General features: G+C 40.0%; 16 protein-coding genes, 2 pseudogenes and 1 riboswitch. Of the genes and pseudogenes, 3 read left to right on the forward strand and 15 right to left on the reverse strand.

The window, feature by feature from the left end; translation table 11 throughout:
• Positions 1-61 precede the first annotated feature (61 nt).
• Positions 62-292 carry a YkvA family protein gene (locus tag BLT84_RS12060; protein ID WP_231929544.1) on the forward strand — a complete coding sequence of 77 codons (231 nt, stop codon included), beginning with the start codon at positions 62-64 and terminating at the stop codon, positions 290-292.
• Between the two features lie 35 nt (positions 293-327).
• On the opposite strand, the gene BLT84_RS12065 is transcribed toward BLT84_RS12060, so the two are convergent.
• The 9 genes from BLT84_RS12065 to crcB are packed head-to-tail and all read right to left on the reverse strand — an operon-like array spanning position 328 to position 7,117.
• Positions 328-753 carry a universal stress protein gene (locus BLT84_RS12065; protein WP_073100023.1) on the reverse strand — a complete coding sequence of 142 codons (426 nt, stop codon included), beginning with the start codon at positions 751-753 and terminating at the stop codon, positions 328-330.
• Between the two features lie 26 nt (positions 754-779).
• Positions 780-1,973, reverse strand: coding sequence for an MFS transporter (locus BLT84_RS12070; protein WP_073100022.1), 1,194 nt, complete (start codon positions 1,971-1,973; stop codon positions 780-782).
• Positions 1,966-2,550 carry a phosphatase PAP2 family protein gene (locus tag BLT84_RS12075; RefSeq protein ID WP_073100021.1) on the reverse strand — a complete coding sequence of 195 codons (585 nt, stop codon included), beginning with the start codon at positions 2,548-2,550 and terminating at the stop codon, positions 1,966-1,968. The genes BLT84_RS12070 and BLT84_RS12075 overlap by 8 nt, the downstream gene beginning before the upstream one ends.
• 3 nt (positions 2,551-2,553) lie before the next feature.
• Positions 2,554-3,204, reverse strand: coding sequence for a phosphatase PAP2 family protein (locus BLT84_RS12080; RefSeq protein ID WP_073100020.1), 651 nt, complete (start codon positions 3,202-3,204; stop codon positions 2,554-2,556).
• Between the two features lie 47 nt (positions 3,205-3,251).
• Positions 3,252-3,596, reverse strand: a complete 345-nt coding sequence (locus tag BLT84_RS12085; RefSeq protein WP_008612696.1) for a DUF190 domain-containing protein — start codon at positions 3,594-3,596, stop codon at positions 3,252-3,254.
• Complete coding sequence (locus BLT84_RS12090; RefSeq protein WP_073100019.1) at positions 3,593-4,906, reverse strand: voltage-gated chloride channel family protein; 1,314 nt, start codon at positions 4,904-4,906, stop codon at positions 3,593-3,595. The genes BLT84_RS12085 and BLT84_RS12090 overlap by 4 nt, the downstream gene beginning before the upstream one ends.
• A 9-nt stretch (positions 4,907-4,915) precedes the next feature.
• Positions 4,916-6,199, reverse strand: coding sequence for a phosphopyruvate hydratase (gene eno / locus BLT84_RS12095; RefSeq protein ID WP_231929546.1), 1,284 nt, complete (start codon positions 6,197-6,199; stop codon positions 4,916-4,918).
• A gap of 1 nt (position 6,200) precedes the next feature.
• Positions 6,201-6,740: an inorganic diphosphatase gene (locus tag BLT84_RS12100; RefSeq protein WP_073100017.1), complete on the reverse strand. Its 540-nt coding sequence runs from the start codon at positions 6,738-6,740 to the stop codon at positions 6,201-6,203.
• 2 nt (positions 6,741-6,742) lie between these two features.
• A complete protein-coding gene (crcB, locus tag BLT84_RS12105) occupies positions 6,743-7,117 on the reverse strand; it encodes a fluoride efflux transporter CrcB (RefSeq protein WP_073100016.1) in 375 nt (124 codons plus the stop codon).
• Between the two features lie 15 nt (positions 7,118-7,132).
• A riboswitch (Fluoride riboswitch) is annotated at positions 7,133-7,193 on the reverse strand.
• A 191-nt stretch (positions 7,194-7,384) separates the two neighbouring features.
• Here crcB and BLT84_RS16380 point away from each other — a divergent pair.
• Both BLT84_RS16380 and BLT84_RS16240 read left to right on the forward strand, forming a co-directional pair.
• A pseudogene (locus BLT84_RS16380) lies at positions 7,385-7,921 on the forward strand (response regulator transcription factor); the annotation flags it as partial.
• A 40-nt stretch (positions 7,922-7,961) separates the two neighbouring features.
• Positions 7,962-8,210, forward strand: a pseudogene (locus BLT84_RS16240) (transcriptional repressor); the annotation flags it as partial.
• Positions 8,211-8,310: 100 nt separating this feature from the next.
• Here the strand turns inward: BLT84_RS16240 and BLT84_RS12120 are convergent.
• From BLT84_RS12120 to BLT84_RS12145, 6 genes are all read right to left on the reverse strand, one after another.
• On the reverse strand, positions 8,311-9,231 hold the full coding sequence (locus tag BLT84_RS12120) for a c-type cytochrome (protein WP_231929314.1): 921 nt from the start codon (positions 9,229-9,231) through the stop codon (positions 8,311-8,313).
• A gap of 241 nt (positions 9,232-9,472) precedes the next feature.
• Positions 9,473-10,012 (reverse strand): DsrE family protein, encoded by a 540-nt coding sequence (locus tag BLT84_RS12125; protein WP_083557958.1) that lies wholly within the window; start codon positions 10,010-10,012, stop codon positions 9,473-9,475.
• 35 nt (positions 10,013-10,047) lie between these two features.
• On the reverse strand, positions 10,048-10,989 hold the full coding sequence (locus BLT84_RS12130; protein ID WP_073100013.1) for a molybdate ABC transporter substrate-binding protein: 942 nt from the start codon (positions 10,987-10,989) through the stop codon (positions 10,048-10,050).
• A 45-nt stretch (positions 10,990-11,034) separates the two neighbouring features.
• Positions 11,035-11,892 (reverse strand): extracellular solute-binding protein, encoded by an 858-nt coding sequence (locus tag BLT84_RS12135; RefSeq protein ID WP_197676593.1) that lies wholly within the window; start codon positions 11,890-11,892, stop codon positions 11,035-11,037.
• Positions 11,893-11,943: 51 nt separating this feature from the next.
• Positions 11,944-12,903: a YeiH family protein gene (locus tag BLT84_RS12140; protein WP_073100011.1), complete on the reverse strand. Its 960-nt coding sequence runs from the start codon at positions 12,901-12,903 to the stop codon at positions 11,944-11,946.
• Between the two features lie 99 nt (positions 12,904-13,002).
• Complete coding sequence (locus BLT84_RS12145; RefSeq protein WP_091266101.1) at positions 13,003-13,902, reverse strand: LysR family transcriptional regulator; 900 nt, start codon at positions 13,900-13,902, stop codon at positions 13,003-13,005.
• Positions 13,903-13,932 lie beyond the last annotated feature (30 nt).

Genomic DNA, 13,932 nt, shown 5'->3' on the forward strand with positions numbered 1-13,932 from the left:
CCTTGGTATGCCAAGGCATTGATATTTAATCATTGCCTATGCCCTGAGCCCCATAGACCTTATTCCAGATTTTATCCCGATAATTGGCTATTTGGACGATCTAATTTTGTTGCCGATAGGCATTTATTTCGCTTTCAGGCTTATCCGTGATGATGTGAAAGCGGAGTGTTTGACAAGGGCAAAGGACTATAATTGGAACAAAAAGAACAATTGGGTAATCGGGGGCATAATCATTTTGATTTGGGCGTTTATCGGTTTTTGGATTTTTAAAAGCGTATCCCCAATCAAATAGTTCAGAATAAAAGCTAAATGTGTTAATTCCAATTTTCAAGAAACCATCATTACCGGAATATTGGAATGGCGCATCACCCGTTCTGCAACACTCCCCATCAAAAGATGTTTTAACCCTGTCCTTCCGTGAGTTCCCAGTACAAGTAGATCGGCCTTCCAGTTTTGTGCGGTTTTTAGGATATCCTCTTCCGGATTGCCCTCGGGCATAAATTTTAAAAGCTCATTCCCATTGTACATTTGGGCCAATTCATCCAAGGTTTGCTCGGCCTCTTTCTTTAATACGATCAAGGCCTGTTCGTGTGTGATCCCGGCATCTACATTGCCAAGTGCTTTCGATTTTTCGATTACAAAAAGCAATGCTGCTTTAGCCCCTAATTGATGAGCGAGTTCCAAGCCTTTTTTAGCGGCTTTCATTGAATACTCACTGCTATCCACGGCAATTAAAATTTTCTTGTACGCCATATCTATTTATTTTTGAATTAAAAAAGTTATTGTGGATGTTCCATTTTATTTTTGGTTTTGGGAACAAAAAACAACATAAACAGAAATACTAAGATACTCATTATTGCGGTAAGCAGAAAGGTGGCCGATGCCCCGTAAAATGTCCATAACAATCCTGCAAATGCACTTGCAACCATTAAAGCGATGCTTTGCAATGCAACAAAAAGCCCCATTGCCGTGCCCACTTCCTCATTCTTGACCAGGCCGGCCACCCACGCTTTTGAGATGCCCTCGGTGGCTGCCATATAAATTCCATAAATCCCGAAAAGAACATAAAAAAGGGTATTGTTTCCCGCTTCTGCCATTCCGAAGTAAATCCCCGAAAAAAGGATCAGTCCAAAAAGGAAAATCTTTTTTATACCGATACGGTCTGCCAATAAACCAAGCGGAAATGCGGCAAGGGCATAGACCAGGTTATAAAAGATATAGACCATAAGGACATTGTTTTCGCTTCCCGTGGCCTCGTTTACCTTGAGCAATAACAACATATCCGAACTATTGAAAAGGGAAAAAGTAATAAGCCCCACAATTAACCTTTTGTAGGTGGGGCTTGCAATTTTCCAATACTTAAAAAATGAAAAGAACCCTGGGGAACTTTTTTGCTTTTTTGTTGGCAATGGTTTCTCCTTTCTAAAATAGGTAATGCCTACCGAAATAATCCCCGGAACAAAAGCAATATAAAAAAGCCACCTAAGTTGGCCCGGATAAAAATATAAAAACAGTAGTGCGAGTGCAGGGCCGAATACCGCGCCCAAGGTGTCCCAGCCCCGATGAAAACTAAATACCTGCCCTTTGGTCTTTAATGTGGCCTCTCCCGAAAGCAGCGCGTCCCTTGGGGCGGTACGAAAACCTTTCCCGAGGCGGTCAATAGTCCTTGAAAAAAATATCCAGATCGGATAAACGAAAACGGCCATCATCGGTTTGGAGAGCGCGCTCAAAAAATAGCCCACCCGTACAAAGGGCATCCGTTTTCCTATCCTGTCGCTCCAGTTTCCAAAATAGCCTTTGCTAAGTCCTGCGGTCGCTTCGGCTAGTCCTTCCAGAACACCTATTAAAAATATGGAAAACCCAATATTTTGAAGATAAACGGGAATAATGGGATACAGCATTTCGCTTGCGATATCGGCAAACATACTTACCAGGGAAAGTATCCAGACCAGACGGGTTATATTTTTAAACATTTGAAAACTGTTTTTCTGCTTTACTCTTATAGAAAAAATACAATTTACTCATTAAATAGCCTAAACCTATTCCTACCAAAGCCGCTATTATTACATCACCCGGATAGTGGACACCATTATATATCCGACTGTAGGAAACCAATAATGCCCAAAAGCCCAATATCCATTTTAACCAATTGAATTTCTTTGGTAAAATGAAAAATAAAAATGCAGCAAGGGCAAAAGCATTGGCCGCGTGGGACGACACAAAACCATATTGGCCTCCCGGCCCGGCTTTGCTCAAATGTATCAATCCTTCCAATGCCGAATTATGAGATGGCCGCAAGCGTTTTACCGTATGCTTTATAAGGTGCGAGGCTATTTGATCTGCCAAAGTAATAAGAATCCCAATGGCAAGGAAAATCGGGATACTTCTTTTTTTGTAGTGCCAAATCAAAAGAGCTGCGATTGCAGTGTAAAAGGGTATCCAAAACAGTTTATCACTTGCCCAATACATAATCGGATCAAAAAAAGCATTGTGCTTTCCGTTAAGATAAAGGAAAAGCTTGGTGTCCAATGAATTTAAATTTTCTATCATATCTTAAAGGGGTTTGAAATCAGAGCTTAAAAGCAACTTTTTTTTATTAATGAGATTTTGCCTCATTTTATAACAAAGCAAAGCAGATGATACCCCAATAATAATTCCGCCCAATACATCACTCGGATAATGCAAACCTAAATGCAATCGGGAATAGCCTACCAATATTGCCCAGATAAATAAAATCAATTTTAAAAACCATTTTTTATATACATTAACCAGGGCAGCCACCATAGCAAATGTTAGCGTTGTATGACCAGAGGGAAATGAAGGGCTTAAACTTTCTTTGGTTTTTTCTAAATAATCATAGATAATGAATGGCCTTGTTCTGTTGAAGCCATACTTAAACAACGTAACAATAACGACTGCAACAAAAATTGAAATGATGACATACAGCATATTTTGGATTGTGATTATTTCCTTTTTTATCAATCCCTTTATTAATACAAAAACAGGAATACTAAAGACTATCGGGTACGCCAAATTTGTAATAATCCTAAAGGTTTCGTCCAAAGATTGATCCCTGTTAAGATAGATTACCTTAAGTGTGTTGATATCCAGGTTTGGAATAAAAAAGAAGGCAAGAATGGAAAGAAAAATGCCTATCCCAATGCTTATTTTTATGTTCTTTCTATTTAATGGGTTAATTGCCATAATTTTTCTTAGATCGTATATTGATAAAGCTTGACCTATTCAATTCTTTATTTTTTCAATTCAATTTCACTTTTTACCACTACGATTTTTGTTTCCTCAAGCAATAGCTTTTGATGTTGTAAAAATTCATTGATTTTTTCTTCTGTATCAGTGAGTTCTACCACGTGCGGATGCTTATAATGCCTTGTTTCACTAATTCCCCAGTGAATTTTTCCTTTTTCAAAATACCCTTTGCTCACGTTAAAATTCAACGCCTGATCTAAATCAAAAGCTTTGGCTTTTTTTATCAATTCTGAAGCAAAATCGCCGGCCTTCAATCTGTTCCAAAAAGAAAGGTTTTTTATTTTTTGACCGTATTCAAAGTAAATCCTGATGGTTATGTGGTTTTTCATTTATTATTGTTTTTATTTCGTCTATGTTTAATTTCAGCTAATTGAAGACCTTTTTCGCGGGTATAAACCGGATGCTTTGGGCTTCCTATAATTTGGGAGGAATAAACCCCGGAATGGCCGGAGAATAAATAAGCAGTACTACAAGCTAACGCTATAAAGACACCTGATTCTATTCCGAAAAGTTCTATTCCCATTACCGTACAGGCAATGGGCGTATTGGTTGCCCCGGCAAAAACGGCCACAAATCCCATACCCGCCAACAAACCCATTGGCAAAGGAATAAACCAAATCAAAACGTTGCCCAATGTAGCCCCGATATAGAACAAAGGGGTTACTTCACCTCCCTTAAAGCCTGCGCCAAGGGTAAACGAGGTGAACAAAACTTTTAATAAAAAATCATAAGAATTGAGATGAATATTAAAAGAATCGACAATAGTTGGAATGCCAAGCCCTATATATTTGGTGGTTCCCATAAAATAGATAGCGATTGCCAAAATAACCCCACCAATTACCGGTCGTAAAGGCGGATAATTGATGTATTTTTTAAACAAATCGCTCCAGAAATGGGTCGATTTGGAAAACAGCATCCCTACCAGGCCAAAAATAATCCCTGCCAATAATGCCCATAACAAATTTGCCGGGTTCATATTAGCTACTTCGGTTATATGATATTGGGTATGGGAAACGCCCCAAATCCTGCAAAAATAATCAGCAAAAACAGCCGCCATAAAACTTGGGATAATAGCATCCAATCTTATACGCCCCAATACCAAAACTTCAAGGGCAAAGATTCCCCCGGCCAAGGGTGTTCCAAACACCGAAGCAAAACCGGCACTTATCCCGGCAATCAACATAATTTTACGGTTTCGTCTTGAAAGTTTGAACAGCTTCGTAAACCTGTCGGCCACTGCGCCACCTACCTGAACTGCCGTCCCTTCACGACCAGCTGACCCCCCGAAGAAATGGGTGAGAACAGTTCCGAACAGCACTAAAGGTGCCATCCGGAAAGGAATGATCTTTTTTGGGGAGTGAAATTCCTCCAATAATAAATTATTGCCCTTAACGACACTATTTCCATATAGATGATAAGAAAGACCAATTATAAAACCACCTACGGGCAATAAGGCAATAATCCATAAATGGGATTCCCGCCAGGCAGTTGCCCATTCCAGGCTTAAAAGAAAAAACGCAGAAATACTTCCGGCAATGGCACCTATTAACAAGCAGATCAAGATCCACTTTAAAAGATATAGAAGGGAGGGTATTTGTTCTATTGAGGCTAAAGATTCTTTAATTTTTTTCAGATTCATACGGCCTAATTAATTATTTTTAAAGGCTTTTATCCCCGTAAACACAGCTTCTTTGCCCAATTCCTGTTCTATCCTGATGAGTTGATTGAACTTGGCAATGCGCTCGCCACGGCTACCGCTTCCCGTTTTTATTTTTCCGGCTGCCGTTGCCACGGCCAAATCTGCGATAAAAGTATCCTCGGTCTCCCCGCTTCGATGGGAAATGAAAAAACTGTATTTGTTCTTCTTTGCCAATGCTATTGTTTCCAAGGTTTCGGTAACTGTACCTATTTGGTTCAACTTGATGAGAATGGAATTACAGGCGTTTTTATCAATGGCTTCCTGTAAAAGTCTTTTGTTGGTACACAGCAGATCATCCCCGATCAATTCGATCTTGCTCCCCAGTTCATTTGTCAGGGTCTGCCATCCTTCCCAGTCGTTTTCCGCCATTCCATCTTCCAACGAAATAATGGGATATTGATCTACCCAGCTTTTCCAAAGATCAATGAGCTGGTTGCTTGAATATTTTTTTTGAGTGCTTTTAAATAAAACATAGTTCCCTTCCTGCCATAGTTCGCTCGCTGCGGGATCTAGGCAAATGGAAATATCGGTGCCCGGTTTATAGCCTGCTTTTTCAATAGCTTCAAGAATTACTTCAATCGCTTCTTCGTTTGATTTTAAATTAGGTGCAAACCCGCCTTCATCGCCAACCCCGGTAAAGTAATTTTTATTTTTCAGGATACTTTTCAAGGCGTGGAAAGTTTCTTCTCCCATTCGGATAGCTTCATAAAAAGCGGGGGCGTTATGGGGGGCAATCATAAATTCCTGAAAATCCACATTGTTATCGGCGTGAGCCCCGCCATTTATCACGTTCATACAGGGCACCGGCATTGTGAATTTTCCATCGGTATTCAAATAACGGTATAAAGGCTCTTTCGAAAATGCTGCTGCCGCTCTGGCAAATGCCATAGAAATGGGCAGTATGGCATTGGCGCCAAGATTTGATTTGTTGGAGGTGCCGTCCAGTTCCATTAGAAAATTGTCCAACTCCTGTTGGTTATCGAACACCTTATTGGAAAGGGCCGGTGCGATAATTTGGTTAATGTTGTTTACCGCCTTTAATACCCCTTTGCTATTGTATCGCGTTTTGCCCCCGTCCCGGAGTTCAACAGCTTCCTTTTCCCCAGTACTTGCAACGGAAGGGCAGATGGCACGGCCAAAAAATCCTTTTTCTAAAGTAATTTCTGCTTCCACAGTTGGATTTCCACGGGAGTCCAAAACTTCCCTTGCAATGAGTTTTTGAATTTTCATAATTTTAGTTTTTAAATTCTTGTTGATAATCGGTGATTGCTTGTTGAATAATTTCTTTCGCCATTGCCGCATTTTGAAATTCTTCCACCCGGACGGTTTTATTTTCCAGCTTTTTGTAATCCTCAAAAAAGTTTTTGAGCTCCAGGGCAAAGTGTTTGGGCAGTTCTGAAACATCGTTGATATGGTTTACGCTCATATCATTTTTCGCGACCGCGATTATTTTATCGTCGGCTTCGTCATTATCGATCATCCGCATTACCCCGATTACTTTGGCCTCCAAAATACAGAGCGGTTGCACATCGATTTGCGAAAGCACCAAAATATCAAGCGGGTCGTGGTCTTCCCCCAAAGTCTGGGGGATAAACCCATAATTTTCGGGATAGTTTACCGACGAAAACAGCACCCGGTCCAGGCGGAGCATCCCAGTTTCTTTATCCAGTTCATATTTAGCCTTACTCCCCTTGGGGATTTCAATAATTGCCTGAACCATTTCAGGTTGTCCGTTTCCGATGGGCACGTGGTGCCAAGGATTAAAGTTTTTCATATTCATATTTTTGTTAAAGTTATTCCCCCAAATACAGCTAATAAGCCAAGCGTGAAACTACTTATTGCGTAGATGGCAAAAGTGAGGTAGTTGGAATTCTGAAGTAAAATTGTGTTTTCTAAAGTAAAGGAGGAAAAAGTGGTGAAGCCCCCGCAAAAACCGGTGGCAAGGAAAAGGCGTACTTCCGGCGTGAGCCATTCAAAGCGTTGCCCAAGGCCAAATACCAGCCCGATCAACAGACAGCCCAAAATATTTGCGGCAAATGTTCCATAAGGAAACGCGGATGGGAAGTGTTTGGTCAGCCATATTGCAATGAGATACCTTGCAATACTGCCCAAAAAACCCCCTGCGCCCACCAATAAAAAAATCCTACCCATAATCGTTTTAGATTAAATTGAGCAGGAGTCATTAGCTTTTTGGGCGGTTTTGGCGAACTCCATCGCCTTTGTATGTTAAGTGTGCAAAATTAAGATTATTATTTACAAATCCCCTATTTTATTTCCAATTTCTGAAACGGATAAAATTAGTCCAGACCTGCTGATTGTTCAACAGTATTCCTGGTCAAAATGGATTTTTATTTTTTAAAAAATAAAATAGACTGCTGGGACTAAAGCCTTTCCAGACTATTTGATTACAGGTATCACTGTATCCTTTTGGACCTTATGTTGCCGGGAGGGAATGGCCTTGAGCTCCTTGAAGCCTTCAAGAGGGAAAATAAAAAGGATGGCGTCATCATTATTTCCGCCAAGGACAGGGTCGAAGACAAGATCAAAGGCCTACAGCTTGGGGCGGATGATTATCTGTCCAAACCTTTTCATCTTTCGGAACTTAATGCACGTATTTATTCGTTGATGCGCAGGAAAAATTTTGAGAATACAAATATTATTCAGTTCAATGAATTGCAGATAGACCTTATGGCCAAGTCGGTATCCGTTAATAAAAAACCCATAAAAATCACTAAAAAAGAATATCGCCTTTTGCTCTTCCTCATCGGCAATGAAAGCAGATTCATCTCAAAAGGGTCGATCGCCGAACATTTATCCGGGGATATGGCCGATATGCTGGACAACCACGATTTTGTCTACGCACACATCAATAATTTGAAAAAAAAGCTTTCCCGTGCCGGTTGTGAAGATTATATAAAAAGCATTTATGGAATGGGTTATAAATGGGGATTATGAAGAGGCTCGCCACCAAAAGTTTGATCTACTATTCGATAGGGCCGTTGCCCTGACCGAGATCGAAAATGCCTTTGTAAAGGCTGATCGCGCAACATTATCCCGCACCATTATGACTTTTGAAACGAGCGGAATCGTACATCAAATACACGATGGAACGAGAATACCAAAATATGCACTTTGTGAAGTAGGGTACAATTGTGAAATTGACCAAGATCTGCACATCCATTTTCATTGTACCCATTGTGATGAGACGGTTTGTTATGGACATTTTACGGGGCATCGCTTACCTTTCTGCTTACCGCAATAATGAGTATGTTAGTATTTCTCTTTATGCTGTTTTTTCGTTCCTAAACCTTCATTGAAAAGGCCTTAAAAAATATAAAATTTTTTCATTTTGTTTTTACCAGCTGGTATCTTTCCTTATAATATTTAATAATTGGCGGAAAAGGCCCCAAGGCGTGTTGAGAAGGTGGGAATGGATCTGTCCAGGGCCCGTAAGGAGTAGAAACTGGTTTTTGCTTTTTATCGGGATAGTCTGACTGGGTGTTTTCTTTTAGAGGTCGGCTAAAGCTATTGATGTAACCTGCCAAATTATAGGCCTCTAAATCGGTTAATTTTGGATGGTTCCAGGTAGCCTGTCCGAAAGGCATATTTCCTTTAATAAATTCTGCCGAAGTTATAACCCGGTGCATTCCGGCCCCGTTATTATAGCTGTCGGCCCCCCACAATGGTGGATATTGATAGCCTTTGGTGCTATCGGTCAGTTTTACCCCCTCTCCATTTTGCCCATGGCAGACCATGCATTCCTTTGCAAATAGCGATTTTCCCTCCGCCAGGTTTACGGCAGTATCCGGAAGGCTGATTTCTGCATATCCTTTATATTCCTTTTCTTTTTCCTTGGGCATATCTTTTCCTAACCATTCCATATAGGCTACTATAGCTTTCATAGCACGGGAACCGGTTGGAAGTTTTTTACCATTCATACTACGTTCCATGCAGCCGTTTATCCTGTTTTCTATTGTACTCATTTTATTGGAACGACCGCTAAATTTCGGATATCTGTTAGTCACCCCAATCCAGGAAGCAGATCCTGCCTGTGTACCAGCCTTTAAATGGCAGTTCATACATGCCAGATTATTGCCGGCATACTTCATAGAAGTGTCTTTTGCCATGGGCCCCATATATTTTGGGGTTTCGGAGATAAGTTGATACCCGTATTTTACATTATTCGGCATATTCCCCGAACTGAATTCGGCCTCCACATCTTTAGGTTTCCAAACTGTGGCGATAGTTGGTTTTTGTGCAAACAACGAGGGATTCGAATTATAAAGGTAAGCGCCGGCAAATAATACAATTATTAATGCTGTACAGGTACCAAACAAATAGGTAATGGCTTTAACGACCGATTTTAAATCTTCCATAATTATTTCATGAGTGGTTTAATTCCCTCTTCCCGAATTAAATACCTGGAGATTATAAAATCCGGGATTGAGCTCGAATTATTGAGCTTGAGAGGCCAAAAGTGGGTATTCAGGAAAAATTGCTTCGTTTTTAGAACATTATTACATAGCCCTGCATTTGATAGGTAGGAATATCTATAAGCGCAGAAAGGGTGAAATCAGTATATTTATTTAATTCTGAATAAGGGTCTATATTGTGTTCGGCAGCTGCCTGCCCGCAAACTTCGATTTTTACCCCGTAATCAGTTAACTTTTTCATTAAATCGAGGTTGGGATTTTTCTTTTGGTACCTTTTCATATAGGCATCATCAGACATTACAATATCGGTATCGGGGCCGCTAATTACAGCAACTATTTTAACATTTTGTGAAGGCACCCCGGTTACTCCAAATAAATTTACCTGTCGCGCAATATGCCACAGACCGGCATTTACCCCTTCCTTTTCATTTTTTGAAGTTAAATGATAAAGGATTTTATACTCCTTATCTTTCTCGGGTTGAATTCCCGCATCTTTAAAGTATTTCACCTTTCCGTAACCGTCGATAACGGGAGTTTGCCATTCTTGTGCCGCAGCAAAATTTAAGGTTAGAATTGTAAGGAAAAAAACGAGCAATAAGTTTTTAATTTTCATATTATGCGTGGGTTATACTAATTAATTTAAAAGCCTTAATTTACAGAACTAAATCCGTATTTTTTATAAATCTGCACTGCTTCCTGCGAAGTTAAAAATTCCATAAATGCACTGGCCGCTTCCGGATGGGGAGCTGTTTTTAATTGACCCGCCATATATGTGGCTTCTACATTAATAGCATCTGGAATCGCAACCATATCTATTGGATGGTTGGTAAGTGAAGATTGATAATAGGCTTCACTATACCAAACCGGGCCGGCATCAGACTCCCCGTACATAATCCTTAAGGGAGTTTGGCGATGATGGATCGTGGTAAGATAAGTGGTATTTTTACTTAACTTCTCGTTCATTATATGGGTTTTAAGATCATTTCCGCCCGCATTTTCATAAGCTTTAATAATTCGGGTGGCGATACCTTCCCATTCTGGGTTGGGCATGCTTATTTTTACGTCGGCTCTACCCAGGTCGTATAAGCTTTTAATATTTTTAGGATTGTCTTTCGCAACCATAATGGCTAATTTATTTTTTGCGTAAGCCAGGGTTTTTATAAACCTGCCTTCTTTTTCCCCTTGTTCAATTTTTCCTTTTCCGGCGGTAACAATATCTGGTTTAAGGCTTATCCGCATATTCCCCAAAATAAGGTTTCCGCTTTCCAGTTGTTGCCCTTCTATTCCGGGAGGGATTGTTTCGGCAAATACCCGGCTGTATTTAGGATACTTTTTTCTGAAAGCTTCCAGAAGCTCCGGAACGGCCATATATTGATTACCCGCAAAGAAAACCACAAGATCGGGGTTATTTACATCGCCATGAAAATCTGGCGCATTATCGATCCCATATCCTGTAAATACAGTCCCTGCAAGCGGGGAAGTCTCCCAGGGGGCATCGTAACGATGTTCGTAATCTTTCGCGTTTTGTGCAAACACCGAATGTGCCAGCAAAAAAAGCAGTATCGTTGATAAATTTACACAGGTTTTCATGATATAAATAATTTAATGGATATATAGAATTGGTATTAAAATCGTTTAATGGATCCAGCCTTCAGATTTAAAAATTTCTTCCGCAGGTGGACTTTTTAGAAATTTTATAAACTCTTTAGCTTCAGCATCTGCTTTATTATTCGTTACCACGGTAAGATCTCTATAAATAGCCCTATCTGGTTCGATCTCTACTAAATCGGCCTGCTCTGGATGTGTGATTACCCAATAATTCCAAGTAATCCAGGCATCGGCATTTTCTTCTTTAAAAGCTTTAAACCCGGCACCGCTTCCCATAGCATAATTGATAATGTTTTTACGAAATTCCTTCAAATCTTCTAAATTCCCAGTTCGGCCCACGACATCTTCCCAGACCCCGGTTCCAGAAGTGTTATAAACTCCAGCCCCTTCTACCACCACAATCCGCATTCCTGGTTTTAAAAGATCCTTAATCCCTCTAATATGCTTAGGATTTCCCTTTTGAACTGCAATTGCCGCAGGACGGAGGTAAATGGGCTCCACATTTTCACTTTTAAACTCGGTATAGGTCTGTAAAAATGCCGTCATAGATTGTTCCGCAGTACCCCAAATAATGTCTGCATCAGCCTGAGCTTCGGCCGTCCATTTAGATTCGGGACCAAATTTAACCACAACTTTATTCCCGGTTTCCTTTTCAAAGACCTTAGCAGCTCGAATTATGGCCGTTTGTGGACCGCCGGCGCCGTAAATTCGAATTATTCCATCCTTGGGAGAATATTTTATTTTGGGTTGTAACAATTCACTTTTCGAAGAAGATTCCTCTTTTTTATTAACATCTTTCTTAACCGAAGTATTACAACTAAGGTTAAATAAGACCAATACTAATGCCCAGATCTTTACTGACATTTTTAGTTTTAAAAATTTCATAATTATTTTTGTGTTAAGGTTACGGAATCATTAATAAAAATGCTTGCCGTTTTAATTTATAGTATGCAATATCACCATTAAAGAGCCTATCGAAATAAAACCCCATATAATAACAGCTTGTAAAAGTGGTTTTAAACCTACAACTTTCAACGACTTAGCGGTAAGACTGGTACCAATTAGAAAAAGGGTTAGGGTTAAGGCCATCTTTGCGCCTTGCACTATATAACCTGAAACATGCTGAACCGCAGGCACATAGGTGTTTATAGCGATTGCCAATATAAACAACCCAATAAAATAGGGCACTTTTATCTTTTTGGTGCTTCCTTTAGAAAATACCGCAAAAAGCAAGGATACCGGTAAAATCCATAAAGCCCTTGCCAGTTTCACGGTAGTGGCAATTTGCAGGGCCTTTGGGCCATACACATCTGCAGCACCTACTACCGAACTTGTATCATGAATAGCAATAGCACACCAAATTCCAAACTGGTGTTGCGTAAGGTGCAGGTAATGCCCAATAGAAGGAAAGATAAACAGCGCGATAGAATTCAGTAAAAACACAATTCCCATAGATACAGAAATTTGCTTGGCATCGGCTTTTATTATAGGAGAAATGGCCGCGATGGCACTTCCCCCACAAATTGCCGTTCCAGACGAAATAAGTTTGGATATTTTTTTATCGATGCCGAACAACTTTCCTAAAAGTAAGCCCAAAGTTAACGTAAGGCTAATCGATGCGACCGTAAATAAAAAACCTTCCTTCCCGGCTTGTAGGGCGCTCGATACACTCATTCCAAAACCCAATCCCACTACAGCAACTTTCAATAACCAATTTACGGCTTTATGGCTCAGGCTGCTAAAGGGGTTTCCTATTAATTGAGCAACCACCAATCCTATCGCCAGGGCAATAGGTGGCGAAATGAGTGGAGTTAAGCATAGGGAAGCTATAAGAAGGAAAGCTATTTTTGAACCGGTAAAGTCTTTTCCAAAAAGACTGATTTTTTTAAAATTCATAGAGTTACATTTTAAGGCATAAAAACAATACATTAATGCTTAATCCGATGTAAATGTAGCCGGGATTTAGAGGGAACGCAAATGATAAAAAGTTATCTATTATAACTTAGTGTTATAATGGTTTTGCAGGAAATTTAGAAACAAGGTAGATAATGCCGACTGATGGCCTTGCTTAAAGATAAAATGAAAAGGCCGCTCTATCGAAAAATCCTGTATATCGATAATTCCCAGTTCTCCCGATTTTAGTTCTTTTAAAATGGTATTAACGCTCAAAAAAGCCATGCTATACTTATCGCTTAAATAAGTTTTAATGCTTTCGGAACTACCCAGGCGCATTTCGATAGTTAAATCTTGCAAGCTTACGCTTTGTTTTTGCAGTGCTTCCAGGATAATCTCCAAACTTCCGGATCCTTCTTCCCTTAACACTAAAGGCTTATCAACCAATTCTTTTACACTCATAGCAGGCGTGTTAAACAAGGAATGACCATTGGCCACTACCAATACAATTTCATCTTTTAAAAATGGATGATAGGCAATTTCCCGATTTTTGGAATAGCCTTCAATAAATCCCAATTCTACCGTGTCGGTCAAGATCGCCTTTTCCACATTTTCGGTATTGGCATTTAGTAAGGTTAAACTTACCTTGGGGAATTTTTTATGAAATTTAGCAAGAGCTTCCGGAAGCACATATTGCGCTACCGTAGTGCTGGCGGCTATTCTTAAAACACCTTCCGTTTGATCTATAAGCGCGTTCATGTCGAACTGCAGCGCCTTATATTGGCCAAAAATCGTTTTGGTGTGCTGCAAAAGGGTTATCCCAGCCGGAGTAAGGTTTATGCTGTTACCTTTTCGTTCAAATAAGCGTTGTTTAAAATGAAGTTCAATGTTTTTGATGTGTTTAGTAACCGCCGGCTGGGTAATATGAAGTTCTTCCGCAGCTTTCGAAAAGCTTAAACGGGTAGCTACCGAATAAAATACCTGAAGTTTGTAATCGAACATTATAAACAAAAGTAATATTTATTGCAGAAA

This window comes from Gillisia sp. Hel1_33_143 (genome assembly GCF_900104765.1).
GTDB lineage: Bacteria > Bacteroidota > Bacteroidia > Flavobacteriales > Flavobacteriaceae > Gillisia.